Source organism: Vreelandella venusta (assembly GCF_007989605.1).
Classification (GTDB): domain Bacteria; phylum Pseudomonadota; class Gammaproteobacteria; order Pseudomonadales; family Halomonadaceae; genus Vreelandella; species Vreelandella venusta.
In genome coordinates this window covers 167,459-187,602 of record NZ_BJUL01000007.1, presented here as the reverse complement: position 1 = coordinate 187,602, position 20,144 = coordinate 167,459, and the positions used below count along the sequence as shown (strand labels likewise).

Genomic DNA, 20,144 nt, shown 5'->3' with positions numbered 1-20,144 from the left:
GGGTAGCCCCTGATAGGCTCTTCCTCTTGTTTGTTGAAGATCATCCTGCTTGCCTACTCCAAAGGCATCACCTCCAGCCGCGGGATACAGTGGTGTTGCTGATCATTCCCCACCTCACCACACTGGCCAGCTTCGTCAGTCGGCATGTCGATGAAATTGAAGCACTATCTGAACAAGTGCTGCTGGTGTGCTAATACAGAGCGGAATAAGTTACTTTATTAGGGCTAACACAGTTTTCAACTCACTTGAGCTAAGCGCTCAAGTGGCTGAATGTCGATATTAAGATGATTCAGCTGGATGATCGGCTGAGTAAATGAATAGGAAAACAGGCGATGGAAACGGCTCGAAATCGGGCTTTTCTTTAGCCTTGTGATAGGTACTCATGACACTACACATTGAAACTCCTCTGATCGAATTCCGCACAATGAGCGTTACCACTGGACGTTCGGTCTGGATTAAGCTTGATGCACTGCAGCCGCCCGGTTCATTCAAGATTCGGGGCATTGGCCATGCGTGTGAAACCTATCTGGCTCGAGGTGCTCGAAGGTTCATTTCTTCATCTGGAGGAAATGCTGGCTTGGCTGTCGCCTACGCCGGTCGTCGGCTAGGCGTTCCGGTTACGGTTGTAGTGCCGGAAACCACCACTGAAAGAGCAAAAGAACTGCTGCGGTTGGAGAAAGCGGAGGTCATCGTGCATGGTGACTCCTGGCAAGAAGCCAACGCCTTTGCACAGTCGTTGATCGGCGCATCGGATGCATTTCTCCACCCCTTTGATGATCCGCTGCTTTGGCAGGGCCACGCCACACTGGTTGATGAAGTTTTTCGTTCCGGTCTTAAGCCCGACGCTGTCGTGCTTTCCGTTGGCGGAGGTGGTCTGCTTTCAGGTGTGATAGAAGGGCTTCATCGTAACGGATGGAGTGATATCCCCGTTTTCGCCGTAGAAACTACGGGTGCCGCCTCATTTCATGCAGCCGTAAACGCCGGTCATACGGTCGAGTTGGAAAAGGTAACAAGCATCGCCACCTCACTTGGTGCCAAGCGTGTTTGCGAGAATGCTTTTCAATGGTCAAAAACTCACCCAATCCACAGCGTCGTGGTATCAGACCAAAGCGCACTGACTGCCTGCGAACGTTTCCTTGACGATCATCGCATCGTGGTAGAGCCTGCCTGCGGTGCGAGCCTGGCAATGGCATATGAGGGTGCATCAGAACTCGAAAGTTTCAGCAATATATTGGTCGTAGTATGTGGCGGCGCTACGTCTACGATTGATCAAATCAGGGATTGGAATAGCGACAAACACGCCCTATAACAAGGCCAAGCAACTAAGATCAGTAACTGCCCGCTGCTAACGCTGGGCGTTCAATATTGCCTGACAAGGCGACGGGAATGACTGCTTCTCTCCAGCTGTCATTCCCGCATGCCGTTAGCGGGAATCCATTTCGATTTAAGTACCCTAGCTTCGGCTAAAAAGGTCAACTTGGATTCCCGATAACCCCGCTCGGGAATGACGGGGCTGAGGTGGTTCTGGAATGACGGGATTGAGATGGCACTGGAATGACAGCGCTGAGTAGATTGGTTCATGCTCCTCTACGTTCGCCAAGCCCGATATCACCCGCCCAAATAAGCTGATGCCCAAGACCAAACACCTCCCGCAATGCAATTTGTTACTACATTAGTGATGTTGTGGGAGGGCGCTTTAGCGCGCGATGATCACGCCACATAAGCAATCTAGCCACCCCGTAGCGCGGCGTAACGCTTGGCGAGGAACGAGCCCAAATCCTGCTCCAACTCAATTTTTCTTCAAAGCCAAGTGAGCTAAGCTAAATTTATCAATAAAGTATGATTAAATCGTAAAAACGAGCCAGCACGCGAATTTTGGATATGTTGCCATGTGAGATAAATAAAGCTATAAAAACAGTGGTTTATGATTTTTTGGCTGGCTAGATAACACCAATAAACGTGCTGGCATGTTCAAGAATGTTATGCAGCAGGCTATATAATCGCTGTTAAGTGTTTCCCTAGAAAATGGAGTTTCTGATGAAAATTAGCCACCTCGATCATTTTGTTCTGACTGTCGCAGACATTCCAACAACAACGAACTTTTATGAAAAAGTGTTGGGCATGAAAGCTGTTAGTTTTGGCGCTGGTCGGATTGCTCTAGAGTTTGGCCAACAGAAAATCAATCTTCATCAACTCGGCAATGAGTTTGAGCCTAAGGCCCAAAATGTCAGAACTGGGAGCGCAGATTTGTGCTTTATTACCGACATAGATTTGTCTGACGCAATGAAGCATGTGGAAAATCAAGGTGTGGTTATCATGGAAGGGCCTGTAAAACGTACAGGCGTGCAAGGTGCAATCAAATCATTCTATTTCAGAGACCCTGATGGGAACCTTATTGAAGTATCCACGTATTCAAACACATAACAAACGCCTCAAGAGGGACTGTCAACGCGTAGCGTTTCCAGTCCCAATGAGCCGTGGCGGTTACGGTTGTTGTGTTTGAGTTCAGTGGTAATGCGTTGCCAGCCCCTTAGGCGGGCGTTAACTTCTTAGCAAACACAGGAGGAGAAAGGTATGAAAATGAATCCGCAAGATTTTGTAGCGATGAAGGGCTGCAAGCCCATCCCGATGTTGACCGCATATACCTGTCCGGTTGCCAGAAGTGTTGAGGAAGCAAAGGTTCCTGTGATTCTTGTTGGTGACACAGTTGGAATGGTTGAAATGGGATTTGATAGTACCCGTGATGTCACCATAGAACACATGGAATATCACATAGGTGCTGTGCGCCGTGGTGCGAAGAAAACCCACATAATAGGTGACCTACCTTACGGCACAGATGTCGACCCGGAAACAGCATTCATCAACGCTCAGCGGCTGATGCAGGCGGGCGCAGACAGCGTGAAACTGGAGGGTCCCAATATAGAGGTCATCGAACACTTGGTGAAGCGCAGTATTCCTGTGGTAGGCCATACTGGCTTACTTCCCCAGACAGCCAAAAACTTCAAGCAAGTCGGTCGGTCCGGCGAAGAAGCGAAGAGAATCATGGAAGAAGCTCAATCAATTGAGAATGCGGGTGCATTCATGGTGGTGCTTGAACATATCCCTTATTCGCTAGCAGGCGAAATCACCGAGGCTTTGTTTATTCCTACTATCGGTATTGGTGCTGGCCCAGATTGCGACGGGCAAGTATTGGTCATTAACGATGCGCTGGGGCTCGGTGATTACTGGCCTCCGTTTTCGAAGCAGTACGCTTACGTCAGTAAGACCGTTCTAAAAGTGGCGAATGAGTTTTCCGCGGAAGTGGAGTCTATGAAGTTTCCGAGCAACATCATTCAGTTCACTGGCACCAACAGAAGTTAACAAGGCCAGCCCCGGCGACGCCCACTACATTGCGCCTTCGGCTCCATTCCGTGTGCGCGCATGCTGCAAGCGTTATATGTAAGGAGAGTATCGTGGTGCCACCAATCGTAAAATCAGGTGAATGGCGTACAGCAAACACCCATTGAGGCTCTCTAACGTGGTAATTCACCACTGCCAAACCGAGTTGCTCCTTGCAGGTGGGGCTGGGCACTAGACATTCCTCGGATAACCAGCCTCTGTACTATTCAAAAAGCGGGTTACTTTACAGTCTTAGTTAGTTTCAGGTTCAGCGCCGGTGTAAGCTCACTCGCTCAGGGTATTGGTGCACGCCAGCAGGATGGATAATTAAAGCGATGGCTTCGAGTTGGGTGTAGAAGTCGGGCTTAGGATCTCAAGGTCAGTCAGCAGGTGCCCAATTTCAGCATCAATATTGCGCTAAGTTGTTGGATTATTAAGAGTTCTGCTAAGTTGTTTTCTGATGCTGAAATTCTTCAAATTAACCTTGTTGGGTGGCAGGTTGTACTGACTCGCTATGTTGACAATATAGGCTTTGAGATCAGTACCGTGGCGAACTAGCCCCGTTCGGTAGCAAAGCAGGTTTCGGGTAGCTCGCATGCTGCGAGGGTAGACATACGCGATCCAGTACTGGCAGCGCATGCATTCGACACCGACCACTAGATCATCCAGGTAGGTGTCGATTAGCCGAAGTAGAGGTTCTGGGCTAGTGGGAATCTCTTTATGCCACAGCAGTGACGATGAGTTCTATTGCAAAAGTTCACCGAGCCTTCTCCTGTTAGGTTTGGTCGCCTTTTCGCTTAGCCAAACGGGCTGAGCTGGGGGAAGACTCAATAAGTATCAAGTTAAAACACTCGAACATCGCTACGCGCCGCCAGTGTTTGAGATGTTAGCCACTTTTATGGTGTTGATGTCGGGGGAATGGTCAAGGCCGGCACGGCAATTGCTGACTCATCCGGTTCTTTTTCCCCAACTTCTTGAAGCATCTCAATGATCGCCTGCTTCAGCCAGTTGTGCCCGGCATCGCTCTCCCGCCGTGAGTGCCACACCATGCTGAACTCAAAAGGATCAATGGGGTAAGGCGGCGTGAAGAGCTGCAGTGGTGAGTCCTTCAGAAATAGATCAAAGCTGCGCCGGGCGGCCGTCAAGATCAAGTCCGTATTTGGCACCACATGGCTGGCCACTCCCCAGTGGGGTAGGGTCATCGCAACCCGACGGCTGACGCCTTCTCTATGCAATGCGTTTTCTATCTCATTGCTTTCACTACTTTGCATGGCGACTAGGACATGCGGTCGCGAGAGCCACTGTGTTTTATCAAGATCGCCCATTTTGGGCAGCGTGTTTTTATCCGCAGCACAAACGAAGTGCTCAATGAATAGCTTATGGGTACGTAACTCATCTGAAAGGGGCGGCTGAAACACGCCAAAAGCTATATCGACCTCCCCATCATGGACACCTGCCAGCATCGCGGCGCGGCTGCCTTGAGAAACTTGCAGATCAACCCCTGGAGCTTCTGAACGCAATCGCCGAACCAAACCAGGAAGCACTACGCGAGCTCCATAGTCTGACATGGCAAGCCGAAACACTCGTTTCTCATGGGCGGAGTCAAAGGCGGATTGTTCAATCAGCGCGCCAAGCTGATGCAGTGCTTCTGTTAATTTCGGTAGCAATTCATTGGCACGTGAGGTGAGCTCCAGCTTGCCTGCTCGTCTCACCAGCAGCGGGTCGTCAAAGATGGCTCGCAGATTGGCGAGAGCATGGCTGACGGCCGGTTGGCTTCTATGTAAGCGTCGTGCCGCACGTGACACGTGCTTTTCCACTAATAGCGCGTGCAGGGTAACCAGCAAGTTGAGATCGATGCGTCTTAAATTATTCATGAGGCGAATACAATAAAATAAAAAATTGAATTTCAATTCATAGCGTGAATCATAAAAGATAAAAGACCTTTTGCAATGTCTCAGGAGTCTTGTCATGAATTCACCTTTCACTTTAGTGGCGCTTGCGGCTGTGGCGGTTATCGCGGGTGCCTTGGTGCCTTTTCAAGCTGGCAGCAACGCTGAATTGGGCCGAGCGCTAGGCCACCCCCTTTGGGCGACGCTGGTTTCTCTAGTTGTCAGTATGCTTGTCGTAATACCCATAATGATTGTCATGCAAGTATCTCCTCCTGCTCTGGGAACCATCAGATACATACCGGCTTGGGCTTGGCTGGGCGGTGTAGCAGGAGTTATCTATATTTCGTCAGCATTGGTTCTAGTACCACGCGTCGGGGCGACCAACTTCATTGTATGTGTCATTGCAGGGCAACTGATTGCTTCACTGTTGTTGGATTATCATGGCTGGCTGAATCTGCCCGTGAGGGAGGTCAGCATTGGGCGTTTGGCAGGTGTCACGCTGGTGCTGGTGGGTATGGTGACTGTGCAGTGGTTTTCGCCGACCATCGCATCGCCTCACCAGAGTTCTACACAGGTAGCAACTGAAGTCTCTGGAGCCGCTGAGTCCAAGGGATGATACTTCCGAACACCTGTAGAGATGAGTGCCCTATTTGTAACTGCCCGCTGTTAACACTGGGCTTTTAACGTTGACTGATGAGGCACGGTGCCTAATAAGGCGACGGGAATGAATGCTTCTCTCTAGCTGTCATTCCCGCATGCTTTTAGCGGGAATCTATTTTAATTTAAGTACCTTAGCTTCGGCTGAAAAGGTCAACTTGGATTCCCGATAACCCCACTCGGGAATGACGGGGCTGAGTGGCTCGGGAATGACGGGGTTGAGGAGATTAATTCATACTCCTCTGCATTCGCCAAGCCCCGACATCACCCGCTGAAAGAAGTCGATGCCCAAGCCCAAACATCTCCCGCAATGCAACCCGTTACTACATTAGTGATGTTGTGGGAGGGTGCTTCAGCGCGCGATGATCACGCCACATAAGCAAGCTAGCCACCCAGTAGCGCGGCGTAACGCTTAGCGAGGAACGAGCCAAAAGGCACCCGCAGCGGCGGCCCGGCGCGAAGGCAGCGTCAACTGCCCAAAGCCTGCTCCAGCTCAATTTCTCTTCAAAACCACGTGACCTAAGTAAGATTTATCAATAAAGTATGATTAAATCGTAAAAACGAGCTGGCACGCGAATTTTGGATATGTTGCCATGCTGGGTAAATAAAGTTATAAAAACAGTGGTTTATGTTTTTTTGGGTGGCTGGATAACACCAATAAACGTGCTGGCATGCTCAAGGGTGTTATGCAGCAGGCTATATAATCGCTGTTAGACGGGGAGTTACATTGGCTCTAGCAAAACGAACAGCAGACGAATCCGCAGAGCATCTAAGGGCAGGGAACTTGGTCGAGGCCGCAAATGTCCTCCTTTCTGGTGCCGAGGAACTCGCTGCCTCTGGTGATGAACGGTTACAAGATGTCGCGGACCGACTTGCGTTTTGTGGGTTAAGGATCATGAAGAGTCGCGATGCCGGGTCTTTAGGGCGTATTTCAGCAGCGGATCTTGAGCGGGTGCGAGAGGATATCAACCGCGCTGAGAGTGCTCTTCTCTCCGCTACCCACAAAGTTTTCGGTCACCTGCACGATTTCGACGCCCTTGTCTACGTAGGTCATCTAATGAGGCATCGGCCTCTGCGGCGTCGCGCGGAAGGCGATCATTCGGCAGCCATATTTGCCGCCGAAAGGAAATTGGATGAAAGCGAGGGCCTCTCCGAAGACGACTGGATGGAACTTCTGGAAAAGATGAGGACCCAGCTCGATTACTATGAGTATTGGCGGCCTGCACCTAAAAGCGGCATGGCCGCGGCGTTGGCTTCTCGGGGGTATGTCCGCGAAGGGGCCTATCCTCGCTATGCGAGGTTGATCCAGCAGCGTAAAAAGATTGAGATCTGCATAGATAGCGTGAAAAAACAGGTGGAGACTCTGACGGAGTTGTTCTCGAAGCATGACATGCTCGAATCGGACCTTCTCCACGCAGATCTGAAAGTGAACAAGATGGTTTCAGAAATTAATGAGATAGTAGGTTCTCTAACTCAACAAAGTAAGCCGCAATGAGAAGAGGCTGATAACCGGCCAGACTATGCCCATGGGCAAACCTGGTCTAACCAGTGCAGGCACGGCGACGCCCACTACATTGCGCCTTCGGCTCCATTCCGTGGGCGCGCATGCTGCAAGCGTTAGGCCATAAGGAGATAACGATGTTTGGGTGGTTGAAGAAAAACAATAAGGGTCCAGATTACTCTGGCGTTGATTCAAGAGAGAAAGCTGAGGTGCTATTCCAGAAAGGAGAGCTTCAGAAGCTACTGCTTCTACCTTCCGAATTCGGTGGCGAAGATGTTCCGCCGAACGTCGTGTATGTGCCAGCTTTCGCAGTTGAACTTAAAGCGAGTACCGATCAAAACGTCATTTTGCCTCTTGCCCAAGAGGGTAAGGTAAGTCGTTACAACGCAGCTCCAGAGTACGAGGGTAAAAGTTTTATCCCAGCGGCAATCAACATCGAGGCTAGCGACCCCGGCTCCTTTACGTACAGAGTAGCAATTTGGGGCAAGGCGCTGAGTGAGTCCAATGCAAAGGCCTAACCAAACGGTCAACTGGGCGCCAAAAGCGTGGAGCTTTTGGTTCCCTCCGCTGGCGCTCCGGCGCCGGTTACCTCAGCGTTAGGGCTGGTCGTAATGCCCTCCGATAGCAAAAACGTAAATGGATTTGTCGTCGAATCGGTATATGAGTCTGTCTTTCTGTGAGATGCGCCGTGACCACAAGCCTGATAAATTGTGCTTAAGTGGTTCAGGTTTGCCGATCCCTGTTGATGGATCGTCAGAGCGGAGCATTTCTTTCAGCAATCTGCAGAGAGCTTTGTGGAGTTTCTTGTCTTTCTCTCGCATCTTTTCATAGGCTTCCCAGGTGCTGCCCTCAAATACCAGTGATCTCATTCATCTGCTCGTCATTAGGTATGTATCCCTGGCCACGGTTGTGAGTATCGAGGGAGGCCCCAATCTGCTGCATCAGGTCTCGGTTCTGAAGAACATGCAGGGTTTCTTGTTCCCTTTCCCAGTCTTCAGCACTCATAATCACGAAAGCCTCTCCGGCGCGGCGCGTCACCTTAAGGGGCTCATGTTTGCTAATAACCTGTTCTACAAGGCTTTTCAGGTTATCTCTAAATTTGTTGACACTGACGATATCCATAACTCCACCATTACGTACGGAAACTCCGTACAACTATATCGCAATAGCCCTAACAAGGCCAGCCCCGGCGACGCCTCCATTCCGTAGCCGCGCGTGCTGAGCGGCGTTATATGCAAGGAGAGTATCGTGGTATCACCAATCGTAAAATCGGGTGAATGGCTTACAGCAAATACCCATTGAGGCTCTCTAACGTGGTAATTCACCACTGGTAAACCGAGTTGCTCCTTGCAGATTGGTCTGGGCACTAGACATTCATCGGTTAACCAGCCTCTGTCCTATTCAAGCAGCGGGTTACTTTACGGTCCCAGTTAGTTTCAGGTTCAGCGCCGGTGTAAGCTCACTCGATCAGGGTATTGGTGCGCGTCAGTAGGATGGATAATTAAAGCGATGGCTTCGAGTTGGGTGTAGAAGTCGGGCTTCAGATCTCAAGGTCAGTCAGCAGATGCCCAATTTCAGCATCGATATTGCGCTAAGTTGTCGGATTGTGAGGGGGCTCAGTTGTTCTCTGGTGCTGAAATTCTTCAAATTAACCTTGTTGGGTGGCAGGTTGTACTGACTCGCTATGTTGACAATATGGGCTTTGAGATCAGTACCGTGACGAACTAGCTCCGTTCGGTAGAAAAGCAGGTTTCGGGTAGCTCGCATACTGCGAAGGTAGACATACGCGATCCAGTACCTCGCCTCACCACAGCTCTACACAGGTAGCAACTGAAGTCTCTGGAGCCGCTGAGTCCAATGGATGACACTTCTGAACACCTGTAGAGATGAGTGCCCTGTTTGTAACTGCCCGCTGCTAACACTGGGCTTTCAACGTTGCATGATGAGGCACGGTGCCTAATAAGGCGAAGGAAATGACTGCTTCTCCCCAGCTGTCATTCCCGCATGCTTTTAGCGGGAATCTATTTTGATTTAAGTACCTTGGCTTCGGCTGAAAAGGTCAACTTGGATTCCCGATAACCCCACTCGGGAATGACGGGACTGGGGTGGTTCTGGAATGACGGGGCTAAGGCGATTAGGGAATGATGGGATTGAGGTGGCTCTGGAATGACGGGGCTGAGGTGGTTCTGGAATGATGAGGTGAGATGGGGCGGAAATAATAGGGATGAGGGGAGTCGGTTCATATTTCTCGGAGCGAGCGTTCGAGCGCGAAAATCTCTCAACAGTAGATTGAGATGCGTTTTCCAAGTTGGTCAATATGCTTGTTAAAGCCGCATTGGAGAAGCATCATGGCTCGTTCCTAGGAAGTATTGCTCAGGGTTTGCAAGAAGCCATTGACCTTAATCACGGTCGCAACGTTGCGGCTAAAATGCACCGGCCAGAGCTGGTTGATGTCGCTGCTTTGCGTAAGAAATTGGGCATGACCCATATGGGGTTTGCAGCTAAATTTTGTATTAGCGGCGCGCATTGGACACGCGGTGATGATGTCGTCGCCAAAGAGCTACAAGCCGTCTAAGAGCCTTATCGTACCCACTACCCAATGCGCCATTCAGCGAAGAAGCGCTCAGATGCAATTATTCTATTAATCCAGGCTATTCAAGGCGATCCATCAATATTATGGCGAGAAAAACACTCAGTTTGAAAACGAAAAGGCAGACAGATGCCAAGCCCGCCAACGCAGTTGAAGATCCATTTCCTGATGATCCCGAAAAGCGTTTTTTAAATGGCGTGGCGATTCATCCTAGCCCACGCATTGTTTTAGAGCTTGGCTCTTCGCAGCGTAGTGTGCGGGCGATGGATTTGATTACGCCTATTGGGATGGGGCAGCGCGGGTTGATTGTTGCGCCGCCGGGCTCTGGCAAAACGACGCTGTTAAAACATATCTGTCAGGCCGTGGCAGGCGCGTATCCTGACATAAAGCTGTATGCCTTGCTGATTGATGAACGCCCTGAAGAAGTGACCGATTTTAAGCGCAGTGTGTCGGCAGACGTGCATGCATCGTCTTCAGACGAAAGCTACTCACACCATGTGCATTTGGCCGATAAGCTTCTTGAGACGGCGCGTAAGCAGGCGGGTGAGGGTCATAATGTGATGATTGTGATCGATTCGCTTACCAGACTCTCGCGGGTGCATAATGCCGAGCAGCGCGGCAATGGTCGTACCATGTCGGGTGGACTGGATAGCCGTGCGATGGAAATACCACGCAAACTGTTTGGCGCTGCGAGAAAGATCGAAAACGGTGGGTCACTCACCATTCTGGCCACCGTACTGGTGGATACCGGAAGCCGTATGGATCAGGTGATTTTCGAGGAGTTTAAGGGCACGGGCAATATGGAAATCGTGCTGTCACGGGAAGTGGCGAATCAACGGATTTTCCCGGCGATAGATATTGCCAAAAGCAGTACCCGCCGAGAAGAGCTATTGATTGATGCGAAAGATATTGAAAAAGTACGCGCATTGCGTCGAGCGTTGACACATCTTAAGCCAGTAGAAGGGGCGCAGAAACTGCTGGCGTTATTGGATAAATATCCAACCAATGCCGAGCTGTTAGATGCGTTTTTACCCGCCTCGTAAATGTATGCGGTCAAGAAGCTCACTTCTGTAAGAGGTGAGCTTCTTTGCTAGTTCTTAGCGCTTGCTTTTTTTAGCATGGCTCAAGTTGGAAGCGGGGACGGCTTTTTTAACCGGGAAGCCCTCAACTTCTTTGCGCTCAATAATGTTGTTTAAGCGCTTTTCAATCGCACAAAGGTTTTTAAAGTCACTGATGTCGACAAGAGAGATGGCTTCACCTGAGGCACCCGCGCGGCCGGTGCGGCCAATGCGGTGGATGTACTCTTCTGGCTGGAAAGGTAAATCGTAATTCACCACGCGGCTCAGCTCACCAATATCCAACCCCCGAGCGGCGACGCCCGTAGCCACTAGGTACTTCAGTTCGCCTGTTTTGAACTGCGCTAAAATCTTTTCGCGCATGGCCTGGCTTCTACCACCATGAATGGAATCCGCTTGAATACCGCGCTTTTCCAGTTGAGCAACAAGCTTGGCTGCACTGTGTTTTTTCTCGACAAAAATCAGCGCCTGATCCCACGCTTGCTCGTTGATCAAGTGGCTCAACAGGGCAGACTTGGTGTCTTTGTCTACCGTGATTAGCCACTGTTTGATAGTGGCGGCGGCGCGAATGCTGGGAGAGATGGAGATGTCAGCCGCTAGGTCGGTCATCTTACTATCTGAAAAACCGTAGGCGAGGGCGCGAACGTCGCCGGTCATGGTGGCTGAAAACAGTAGGTTCTGACGGTTTTCAGGCAGGTGTACTAAGATTTTGTGGATGTCATCGACAAAACCCATGTCGACCATTCTGTCCGCTTCGTCCAGCACCATAACTTCAAGTTCATCAAAGTGCAGCGCACGCTGATGCGCCAAATCCAGCAACCTGCCCGGCGTGGCGACCAGAATATCCACTCCTTCGATTAGTCGCTCTTTTTGCGGCGCGGTATCCACACCGCCATACACCGCCATAGAGGTTAACTGCGTGTGTTTAGCGTATTGAGCCACATTGGCTTCGACCTGAATCGCTAACTCACGGGTCGGCACGAGAATCAGCGCGCGTATGCGTTTGCCGCGTAATGCTTCCGCTTGGCTGAATCGTTCTAGCAATGGCAGAACAAAGGCCGCGGTTTTGCCTGTGCCTGTTTGTGCGGTGGCGATTAAGTCTTTGCCCGAAAGAATGGCTGGAATCGCTTGTTCCTGGATGGGCGTTGGCGCTTTGTAACCGAGTTCGGTAATCGCTTGAACAAGAGGACGGGATAAGCCTAGTTTTGAAAATGGCATGAGGTGCTCAGACAGATGGTCGTCAGGTGTGTCGAAAATAAAAGATGACGCAGTATAGCGTAAAAGCAGCCATTCATTACTCGAATAGAATAATTAGCGCAATTGTGCGGAATGGCGCAGTTTATGACCAAAGGACAGAGATTAACTTAATGAATAGTAAGTGGTTTTTTATGGTGCGTTTTATTTTTTATGATCTTTTAAAACTCCGAACACGGTGTGTTTTAATTATTATTAGTGTTTGTTAAGTAGATTAGCTTTTACTAAGTAGCCGACCATGGCAGCGGAGTCGCTTTAAGCCACGCATATTTTCGAGCCACAATTGCGGGTGCGCTGCGCTTACCACGCACTACAAAATCAAACGATGGCACGTTTGTGTGCGGCGTAACGCTTGGCGAGGAACGAGCCATAAGGCACCCGCGATAGCAGCGCTGCGCATTCAATTAATATCTGATCGTGTGGTCTATTCAGTTAAGGTTGAAGGAGGGTATGTGAAAAAGGAGGAGACGTGCATCATTTAGCAGCTCAATGGATTGTGGAGTTACTGAGAGAAAGGAGTATTCCTTTTTTGATCTGCGGGGGGCTTGCAGCAAAGGGGTATGGTTCAGAGCGTGAGCTTAATGACATCGACTTGTTTGTCCCCGGCGAGTACTTTGCGTCAGTGGTTCAGGCCGGTCAGCAGTTTGTATCCAAAGCTGCCGCTCACCGCCAGGAGGAAGGCTGGGATCTAACCTACGTCCAGTTCAAGTATGAAGGTATTAAAGTGGAGGTGGGTAACGCTGACGGCTCGCAAATTTTCGATGCAGGTGAAGAAACCTGGGTGCCGCTCAACATAGATTTTTCTCGTTATTTGACCGTGCATTTGTTGGGTCTTGAGCTTCCTCTTATGCTTAAGGATGATCTGGTGCGGTATAAATCTATACTCGCACGGCCGGTGGATATCGAAGATGTCTGCGCTATCCGTGAGAACGAGGAGCTAGGTAATTCACCCAGTGACAGGTGAGGAGGTTCGAGGAGAAAGAGTGATGAAAATAGTCACTAGAGAAGTGCGTCTGCGCATGAATTTCAGTCAACTGTAGAGAAGTACGATGATCGTAGAAAATGTGCTCCCTGAAAATTATGCAGAGATGCTTAATGTTTGGGAAGAGTCAGTCCGAGCAACTCATGACTTTATAACGGAAGAAGATATTGAGTTTTTTAAACCAATTATCATTGAGCAGGCGTTTCCCGCTGTTACATTGAGGTGCGTTAAAGATGAACGTGGTTCAATCCTAGGTTTTTTGGGTGCCCAAAAAACAAAGATTGAAATGCTATTCATCCTGAATGAAGCGCGAGGGCAAGGCATAGGTAAGGCACTACTGCAATATGCGATTGAGCAGTTAGGTGCAACCAACGTGGACGTCAATGAACAAAACCCACAGGCTGTTGGATTTTACGAGCATATGGGGTTCAAGGTAGTTTCACGCTCACCCATTGATGATATGGGAAAACCCTTTCCAATTCTGCATATGACACTTTAAGGCTCGATTTGTGGTAACCAAGCTTGCTAGAAGAAACGCCCGAGGCTAATAACCTTGGGCGTTTCCGTATGGGGTAAGAAAACCTCAGAACAGCGTGTTCGAGGTAGATTCGCAACGCTTGGCGGTTTTTTGGTTTCAGTCAGCTGTATAATGGTGGTCGTGTTGCTCACTGCTTGAAGCGGCATTAGGGCGCACTCATAATTTGAGGATTGTATGAATATTGAAACTCAGAACCTTATCATACGGCCACTCTTGTTTAGTGACGTGGAAGATGTTTTTGAATATATGTCTGACGCCGAAGCTACTCATTATTTGGCTGAAGGTGTACTGACAAAAGAGGCGGTTAAATTATTTGTTACTGAGACAGAAAAGGCCTTCGCGATATACCATAAACAAGAACAAAGGTTGGTTGGTCATATTGAGTTTTATGCTTGGTTTGGAGATCATACCTACGAAATCGGCTGGATCGTTAATCCCAAGTACCAAAAGCAAGGCATTGCTTATGAAGCGGCTTCTTGTGTGCTAAACCATGGCTTTACTAAACTTGGCCTCCACCGTGTGGTGGCGACTGCCCAGCCAGAAAATCCGGCTTCATATCTTTTGATGGAAAAACTGGGCATGGTTAGGGAAGGTTATTTTAGGCAATGCATTCCGAAAGGTGAGGGAGTATGGTGGGATGAGTATTTCTATTCTATGCTCGATTCAGATTATAGAAATCCCTAATCTCCTTGCTCTAATAAGGCGTTTAGAAGTTCATTATCAATGCTTGGGATTTTAGGTTTGAGTTGGCTTAAGTGGTTACGGCACAATGATATAGCGAAATAGTGGCGTTGTTCACACCTTAACGTGGCCTTAGCTACTTGAAAGAAGAGCCGCTTGAAAAAAGGAGAGTGCTAATGAAAAAAAGCGTTGAACATACGGAGCAGTTGGCCGCTGTAAATCAGAAAGTCGTTAGCGGTGGGGAAGTTCTTCCTTCGGTTCATCTCAAAGATGGCAGTAAGGTTCAGACGGGAACGGTTGCAACGATGCTCTATAACATTAATCTTTATAACGCTGGCGAGCGAGGCCAAGTAGAAAAAGAGCTTGAACTTGCCGTTCCAACGCTTGTGAAGGTTGGTCTGTTTGACCTTTTTCCTATTGAGGACTGGATCGCGGGTGATAATCCCGGCCGACGCTTTGTAGGTGAATGCGCAAAAGCGTATTTGGCTCGTGTCGGCAGCTAAATATGGGCGTTAGCCGTAGGCTACAGGTTTGAGGGGCTTTTGCCGTCCGCTGGCTAGCTCTTAATGAATACGATTCTTCATGAATACGCTGAGTGGCTTGGCTATCTTGGTGAGCAACGCTCTTAGCTGCCACGAAGCGCATTTTGCAGGTCAAGCTAACTGCGAAATATCGACCGCAATTCGTTGGTCCACTTTGTCCTCTCGCCATTGATCCAGATCGAGCAACCATAAACTATGTGGACGCATTTCATAGAATCGTCTTCGTCCTCCTGTGAGGAAATCTGTGAGTGGCAGTTCCCAGGATTTCCTTAACTCTGGATCGGGAAAGTTCAAGCGATAGTACAAGGTATGGATAGCGGCTGCTTCTTCATCGGGCACGGCGCGGCCATCTCCAAGGAGCTGCAAACCATCTAAGCCTGCGGGAGGTGATAACTCGCCGAGATCGGAGCGAAAGATTGAACCCGATAGCATGGGTTGCCGGTCGATATTAATCGAATGTTGAGCCTGGGTCATGGAGTACCAGATAAGGCGCAGTGGAGAGCGAAGCACTACATAGTTGACGGTGGATGCCCAGGGCGTTCCAGTATCGTTGCAGGTGGCCAATGTGATGAAAGAAGCTGTATCCAGAAGTCGGTTCGCACGTGTGTGTAGTGTTGTTGTTGTCGTATGCTCCGTCATGCTTAACTCTCCAGTTGAATATCGTTCATGAGTCGGGAGTCAATGATTTCCCACCATTTTTCCTGTTCGATCCGCCTTGCCTCCCACTCTGGATCTTTGCAGCGCTGTGAAACTGCCTTGCGGTAGGCACCCCAGGCCGCTTCGTCTTCGAAAGCTACCGAGTGCTCCAGGCAGTGCACGTTATTACCGATAACGTAGTTGAACCAACGTGGCTCATGAACCATGTCCAAGCCATCGTAGAACCATGATTGACGTGAGCGTATCCACTCCCAGAACTCTTTTGTGTGGGTTCGTGCATGCTCGGTAGGCTGAAGAATATAGACTAGATGAAGCATGAATCTCTCCTGTTATCAGATGATTCCATCGTTGAACCATTCCGAGGCCAGATGTTTGCGGAACCTGTTCTGGTGACTGTCAACGACTGCGAAGTTGTGCTTCTTCACAAGGTCATCCGCTAATTTTTCTTTTCTAAAAATTGCGACGGTGGCGAGTGGCTCGATGCATCCGCCACGTTTTGCTTTCGCATCCAAGGCTGAAACTGAGAGGTGGGATGTCTTTAAGCCATGCTTGGGTGCATACCTTAAAGGTGCGTAGTAGCTGAGAACGAAGTAACGGAAGTCGTCCTTCTCCTCTGTGTAGTCGGAACCGAAATATCGGGCGTGAAGCGAATTCCCGAAACGATAAAAGATGGTGGCAGCATTTATCTTCCCCTTGTTTCGGGAAAGGGCGACGATCGAGTGATCAGTGACGTTGGACTGGTGCTGACTCATGAAAACCTTGCGCATCCATGATGCTCCAGTGGTCGCGCCGTGTTTGGATCGATTCATGGCAACAAGGTTGACCAGTATTTCCTCTAGTACTGGCGTAATAGGTGACCACTCTATTTGGTTTCCTTGATTGTGGAAGGCATTTATTTCGGCTCGTGTGCGTGTTCGATAGTGTTTCTTCCAGGACGAGATAGTGTCGTCTAAGCCTCCTGGTGAGATGTGCTGAGAAGCTTCGGCATCATGAAGCAGCACTTGTGCATCAGGGTGGTGTGAGGCGACATACAAAGCTCTTTTCAACGGCATATAGGGCAGTAGAACGCCAGCCAACCCATCATGATTGGATTTGTTTTGGAGCTCATGAAGCAGCAGTGCCAGCGCTTCTTGATGACGAGCCCCATGCCCGCAGATCAGCTCATTATGCGTAGAGCGGTATGCTCCCACCCACAGAAATTTTTCCTTCCATGGCCCTGGCAACTCTGTAAACCAGTGTGAGGGGGCAAACAGAGGGTCATCAGGCTGTCCTTCCCATATTGGGCAGCCTGCCAAAAGCCCTCCAGGGCCGAAAGCTGCCAGTACAGAGCGTGGTCGACTGAAGTATTCAAGAGACTGTAACCATCTGTAGCTATTAAAAAAATTGCTGTCTTCGACCAGTGAGTCCCACTCGTGATGGTCAAGAGAACTGATCGAATTGAACCAGCGAGCCCAGACGGCTCCGAAGGGAGGCAGGGAGGTGGTGGTGGACACGGGAGGTGTCAACACGTTCACACTCCTTTGCGTCCTGAGAGAATGATTGAGTGTGGGCATGTTTGATAAGCCTCCCAAAAACTACTCTTGTGAACTTCGTTGCCCTCATCGGTTACATGAAAGTTTTGCCATTCAATATTTTTCACCCCGGCGTGTTCCAAGGCGTTAGTTAATGCCTCACTCGACCAGTAGTAAGCCGTTACAAAGTCATCATAGGGGGGCTGGCACAAGTGAAGTTTCAGCGGTGTTTCGTTAGTTCTAGGAGTAGTAGTGCTGCTAATGAGGTCGAAACCGTAGGGGCGATAGTAAGATGTTTGTAGCGCGTAGTCAGGGTGAAGAGGAAGTGTTACGAGACGACCGCCTGGTATTATGGGGCGCACCATATCACCGCACAATTCCATAAGGCCCGCTAGGTTTTTCGCGTAGGGTAAAGTATATACAGAAAGAACAATATCAAAATGATTCTCTGGGATACTGTCTTTATTATCAAGATATGAGATGCCATGTTGCTCTTTCTCTTCGCGACGACGCGCGTAACTTATCATCCCTGAAGATATATCGTAGCCGACGACTTCCTTGGCGCCATGCTTTTTTAACAGCCGAGTATAGAAGCCACTACCACAGCCGAAATCAAGAATAGAGAGCCCGCTAATATCTCCTAGAGCTTCAATAGTGGAGGGTATCTCGCAGTACTTTCGAAATGGCCACTCGGCCATTTTTTCATATAAGGCGGCAAGCTCGTCAAATTGTTGTGACATTTATCTACTCCCTACGCATGGACACCTGAAGGTTCACTTTATTTAACATAGCAACAACCTTAAAATTTGATGTTTTTTTTCTTTGCGTATTGTAATTTTTTAATTCGATTGACTAACAATTATTAAGTAAGACTCTTAACTTACTAATAGTTGTTTGGGTCAACCGCGACGTCGACTCGTAGTGGCACTTATCAGTTTAGGTTTTAATTCGTACTATGAAGGGGTTAGCTTGGCTAGAGACAACTGTAGGGAATTCTTGCGCTGTTCTCTGGCTAAGCTAGAAAAGCCGATGAGGGTTAGCAGTGCAGTGTTATGAGTCAACTCATATCGAGTGTATAGACAAGATCGAGTGCGCAGCGAGGAAATAGAATTAAAAACTAATTATTCTGGAAATGTGCGCAAAATTTACCATAAACTGTATTGCCAATGGTCGATAAGAACTGGCTTGGGAGGCAGTGTCGCGCGTTGTTCAGCTTAGAGAAAGTATGTGCAGTGCAGAGTCTAACGGAACATGGGGCTAGGGTGTAAAGGCAGTAGTCATGAACAATGGAGACATATTTTGTGAGTTTTGAACTATTAATCGTTGCTGGCTCATTGAGCTTTTTAGCAGCGGCGCTGCATGTCGGTGTCGTCATTGGTGGCCCAGGCTGGTATCGTTTTTTTGGTGCAGGGGAAGCAATGGCACTAATGGCTGAGAAGCGCTCTTTGCGGCCAACAGTGATAACACTTGGGATTGCCTCAGTTTTAATTATTTGGGGCTGTTATGCATGGTCTGGCGCGGGACTGTTACCTAGCATGCCTTTTTTAAAATTAACCTTGTGCGCAATAACAACTATTTATTTACTTCGAGGCTTAGGCGGCTTAATTGCTCCATTTATCACTAATCATCCTCAGATAAAGCAAAATAGCACCGCTTTTTGGCTATGGAGCTCGGTTATTTGCTTAGTTTTTGGTTCAATTCACTTAGTTGGCGTGGTTTTGAAATGGTCAATCTTGTAAAAATACATAACCAGCGGATGCATCGGGTATTAGCAAAAAGAAAGAAGTATTTTACGGCTACATGTGTTGTAGGTTGTTTCTTCTTCGGGCTTACAAGTGCTGTGGCAAATGAAAACGATGCTGTCTCATCACTCAGAAGAGCGGATGGCAGCGTCATTGACTATTACCTAGAAGTTGCATCCGATAACCTTTCATCAGATACGCTTCTAGTATCTTTCCAAGGGTCTGACTGTAATAGTGTCAAGCATAACAATCTTATCAGAGAGCTGTCTCACTCTGCTTGGCCATCGGCGGATTTATTGCTGATTGAAAAGCCGGGAATCACATCTGATTTGCCTCGCGATACAAATGCAGAGAGACCCGATTGTCCCGCTTATTACCTAGAGAACGATAGGCCAGAGCAACGAGTTCAGGATGCCAATACGGTAGTATCTGACATGGTAAGCGATGGCAGCTACAAGAATGTCATTGCTCTGGGAGGAAGCGAAGGAGCCGTGGTTGCCGCTTTGTATGCAGCCGAGTACGACACGGCAGACGCGGTCATTATGATTAATGGGGGCGGTCGATGGTTTATTGATGATGTGAACCATAACATTAAGTTGACCGAGCCAGAAAGCGCGGTGGCATCCGCAATAGAGGGGTTCAACGGCTTTGCAGAGCATATTCTAAGCAGCAACGAAAGGTTGGATATAGACGTCAGTAACCATGGATACGCATGGTGGCGAAGCATGCTTTCGATTGATCAAGAATCTGTTTTGAGCCGTGTAGAGATACCCGCCTTAATTGTGCAGGGCGGGAGCGATGAGTCTGTTTCACCTGAGGCAGTCGCTGAGTTAGTCGAAAATCTTCACGACTTAGGTAAATTCAATATCGAGCTGATGGCCTACCCCGAGATGGATCATGGTTTATCTGACCAAGATGGCCGACCCATGACCCAAGACGTCGCTGAGTCCATACGTGGATGGCTGATCAATACATCTGACCGCTGGCGCGACTGATGATTCGTAGGCAATGCATAAAATTGGAAATCACAAATGTGTATCTATAGCCGGAGCTGACAAAGTTCATCAATAGTGAGGCACCGAAGGATTGGCTAAGAAAAATTCCTTGGCTGATAGAGCGGTGATCTGAGTTAATCGCAGAGAGCCG

General features: G+C 49.0%; 23 protein-coding genes and 1 pseudogene. 15 read left to right on the top strand and 9 right to left on the bottom strand.

The features are described from left to right. Positions 1–30: 30 nt before the first annotated feature. Both HVE01_RS20165 and HVE01_RS10205 read left to right on the top strand, forming a co-directional pair. Positions 31–191, top strand: a pseudogene (locus HVE01_RS20165) (transposase); the annotation flags it as partial. A 191-nt stretch (positions 192–382) separates the two neighbouring features. Beyond that, entirely contained in the window at positions 383–1,309 is a 927-nt protein-coding gene (locus HVE01_RS10205; protein ID WP_146943897.1) for a pyridoxal-phosphate dependent enzyme, read from the top strand. A 98-nt stretch (positions 1,310–1,407) separates the two neighbouring features. On the opposite strand, the gene HVE01_RS19845 is transcribed toward HVE01_RS10205, so the two are convergent. Continuing rightward, positions 1,408–1,581 (bottom strand): hypothetical protein, encoded by a 174-nt coding sequence (locus HVE01_RS19845; RefSeq protein ID WP_186808837.1) that lies wholly within the window; start codon positions 1,579–1,581, stop codon positions 1,408–1,410. 456 nt (positions 1,582–2,037) lie between these two features. On the opposite strand from HVE01_RS19845, the gene HVE01_RS10200 reads away from it, so the two are divergent. Together HVE01_RS10200 and panB are read left to right on the top strand one after the other, a co-directional pair. Beyond that, positions 2,038–2,424 carry a VOC family protein gene (locus tag HVE01_RS10200; protein WP_186808836.1) on the top strand — a complete coding sequence of 129 codons (387 nt, stop codon included), beginning with the start codon at positions 2,038–2,040 and terminating at the stop codon, positions 2,422–2,424. A gap of 150 nt (positions 2,425–2,574) precedes the next feature. After that, positions 2,575–3,360 carry a 3-methyl-2-oxobutanoate hydroxymethyltransferase gene (panB, locus tag HVE01_RS10195; protein WP_146943893.1) on the top strand — a complete coding sequence of 262 codons (786 nt, stop codon included), beginning with the start codon at positions 2,575–2,577 and terminating at the stop codon, positions 3,358–3,360. A 914-nt stretch (positions 3,361–4,274) separates the two neighbouring features. Here panB and HVE01_RS10190 read toward each other — a convergent pair. Next, entirely contained in the window at positions 4,275–5,348 is a 1,074-nt protein-coding gene (locus tag HVE01_RS10190; RefSeq protein WP_198350393.1) for a LysR family transcriptional regulator, read from the bottom strand. Here HVE01_RS10190 and HVE01_RS10185 point away from each other — a divergent pair. The 3 genes from HVE01_RS10185 to HVE01_RS10175 all read left to right on the top strand — a co-directional run bounded on the left by HVE01_RS10185 (position 5,347) and on the right by HVE01_RS10175 (position 7,943). Next, on the top strand, positions 5,347–5,883 hold the full coding sequence (locus tag HVE01_RS10185; protein WP_146943891.1) for a DMT family transporter: 537 nt from the start codon (positions 5,347–5,349) through the stop codon (positions 5,881–5,883). The two genes, HVE01_RS10190 and HVE01_RS10185, sit on opposite strands and share 2 nt — an antisense overlap. Positions 5,884–6,651: 768 nt before the next feature. Further along, the gene (locus HVE01_RS10180; RefSeq protein WP_146943889.1) at positions 6,652–7,419 is read left to right on the top strand and encodes a hypothetical protein; all 768 of its coding nucleotides are present in this window, start codon (positions 6,652–6,654) and stop codon (positions 7,417–7,419) included. Positions 7,420–7,562: 143 nt separating this feature from the next. After that, complete coding sequence (locus HVE01_RS10175) at positions 7,563–7,943, top strand: hypothetical protein (protein ID WP_146943887.1); 381 nt, start codon at positions 7,563–7,565, stop codon at positions 7,941–7,943. 78 nt (positions 7,944–8,021) lie between these two features. Here HVE01_RS10175 and HVE01_RS10170 read toward each other — a convergent pair whose 3' ends face one another. After that, positions 8,022–8,246: a Txe/YoeB family addiction module toxin gene (locus tag HVE01_RS10170; RefSeq protein WP_241006836.1), complete on the bottom strand. Its 225-nt coding sequence runs from the start codon at positions 8,244–8,246 to the stop codon at positions 8,022–8,024. A gap of 28 nt (positions 8,247–8,274) precedes the next feature. Next, positions 8,275–8,547 (bottom strand): type II toxin-antitoxin system Phd/YefM family antitoxin, encoded by a 273-nt coding sequence (locus HVE01_RS10165; RefSeq protein WP_146943883.1) that lies wholly within the window; start codon positions 8,545–8,547, stop codon positions 8,275–8,277. A 1,195-nt stretch (positions 8,548–9,742) separates the two neighbouring features. Here HVE01_RS10165 and HVE01_RS10155 point away from each other — a divergent pair. Both HVE01_RS10155 and rho read left to right on the top strand, forming a co-directional pair. Beyond that, positions 9,743–10,000 carry a helix-turn-helix domain-containing protein gene (locus HVE01_RS10155; protein WP_146943881.1) on the top strand — a complete coding sequence of 86 codons (258 nt, stop codon included), beginning with the start codon at positions 9,743–9,745 and terminating at the stop codon, positions 9,998–10,000. A gap of 101 nt (positions 10,001–10,101) precedes the next feature. Next, positions 10,102–11,058: a transcription termination factor Rho gene (rho, locus tag HVE01_RS10150; RefSeq protein ID WP_146943879.1), complete on the top strand. Its 957-nt coding sequence runs from the start codon at positions 10,102–10,104 to the stop codon at positions 11,056–11,058. A 54-nt stretch (positions 11,059–11,112) separates the two neighbouring features. Here rho and HVE01_RS10145 read toward each other — a convergent pair whose 3' ends face one another. Then, on the bottom strand, positions 11,113–12,309 hold the full coding sequence (locus tag HVE01_RS10145; protein ID WP_146943877.1) for a DEAD/DEAH box helicase: 1,197 nt from the start codon (positions 12,307–12,309) through the stop codon (positions 11,113–11,115). A 505-nt stretch (positions 12,310–12,814) separates the two neighbouring features. On the opposite strand from HVE01_RS10145, the gene HVE01_RS10140 reads away from it, so the two are divergent. The 4 genes from HVE01_RS10140 to HVE01_RS10125 all read left to right on the top strand — a co-directional run bounded on the left by HVE01_RS10140 (position 12,815) and on the right by HVE01_RS10125 (position 15,049). Continuing rightward, the gene (locus tag HVE01_RS10140; RefSeq protein WP_186808835.1) at positions 12,815–13,309 is read left to right on the top strand and encodes a hypothetical protein; all 495 of its coding nucleotides are present in this window, start codon (positions 12,815–12,817) and stop codon (positions 13,307–13,309) included. Between the two features lie 85 nt (positions 13,310–13,394). Then, entirely contained in the window at positions 13,395–13,826 is a 432-nt protein-coding gene (locus tag HVE01_RS10135; protein ID WP_146943875.1) for a GNAT family N-acetyltransferase, read from the top strand. A gap of 213 nt (positions 13,827–14,039) precedes the next feature. Beyond that, complete coding sequence (locus tag HVE01_RS10130; RefSeq protein WP_146943873.1) at positions 14,040–14,549, top strand: GNAT family N-acetyltransferase; 510 nt, start codon at positions 14,040–14,042, stop codon at positions 14,547–14,549. A gap of 173 nt (positions 14,550–14,722) precedes the next feature. Next, a complete protein-coding gene (locus tag HVE01_RS10125) occupies positions 14,723–15,049 on the top strand; it encodes a DUF7709 family protein (protein ID WP_125747171.1) in 327 nt (108 codons plus the stop codon). A 150-nt stretch (positions 15,050–15,199) separates the two neighbouring features. On the opposite strand, the gene HVE01_RS10120 is transcribed toward HVE01_RS10125, so the two are convergent. Genes HVE01_RS10120 through HVE01_RS10105 form a run of 4 tightly spaced genes read right to left on the bottom strand, consistent with a single transcriptional unit; the run spans position 15,200 to position 17,996 of the window. Further along, positions 15,200–15,727 carry a pyridoxamine 5'-phosphate oxidase family protein gene (locus tag HVE01_RS10120; protein WP_125747173.1) on the bottom strand — a complete coding sequence of 176 codons (528 nt, stop codon included), beginning with the start codon at positions 15,725–15,727 and terminating at the stop codon, positions 15,200–15,202. 2 nt (positions 15,728–15,729) lie between these two features. After that, positions 15,730–16,062 (bottom strand): hypothetical protein, encoded by a 333-nt coding sequence (locus HVE01_RS10115; protein ID WP_125747175.1) that lies wholly within the window; start codon positions 16,060–16,062, stop codon positions 15,730–15,732. A 15-nt stretch (positions 16,063–16,077) separates the two neighbouring features. Further along, positions 16,078–17,253 (bottom strand): peptidogalycan biosysnthesis protein, encoded by a 1,176-nt coding sequence (locus HVE01_RS10110; protein ID WP_186808834.1) that lies wholly within the window; start codon positions 17,251–17,253, stop codon positions 16,078–16,080. A 2-nt stretch (positions 17,254–17,255) separates the two neighbouring features. Further along, the gene (locus HVE01_RS10105) at positions 17,256–17,996 is read right to left on the bottom strand and encodes a class I SAM-dependent methyltransferase (protein ID WP_125747179.1); all 741 of its coding nucleotides are present in this window, start codon (positions 17,994–17,996) and stop codon (positions 17,256–17,258) included. A 561-nt stretch (positions 17,997–18,557) separates the two neighbouring features. On the opposite strand from HVE01_RS10105, the gene HVE01_RS10100 reads away from it, so the two are divergent. Together HVE01_RS10100 and HVE01_RS10095 are read left to right on the top strand one after the other, a co-directional pair. Further along, positions 18,558–18,995: a hypothetical protein gene (locus HVE01_RS10100; RefSeq protein ID WP_244973794.1), complete on the top strand. Its 438-nt coding sequence runs from the start codon at positions 18,558–18,560 to the stop codon at positions 18,993–18,995. Between the two features lie 101 nt (positions 18,996–19,096). Beyond that, the gene (locus HVE01_RS10095; protein WP_186808833.1) at positions 19,097–19,993 is read left to right on the top strand and encodes a prolyl oligopeptidase family serine peptidase; all 897 of its coding nucleotides are present in this window, start codon (positions 19,097–19,099) and stop codon (positions 19,991–19,993) included. Positions 19,994–20,144 lie beyond the last annotated feature (151 nt).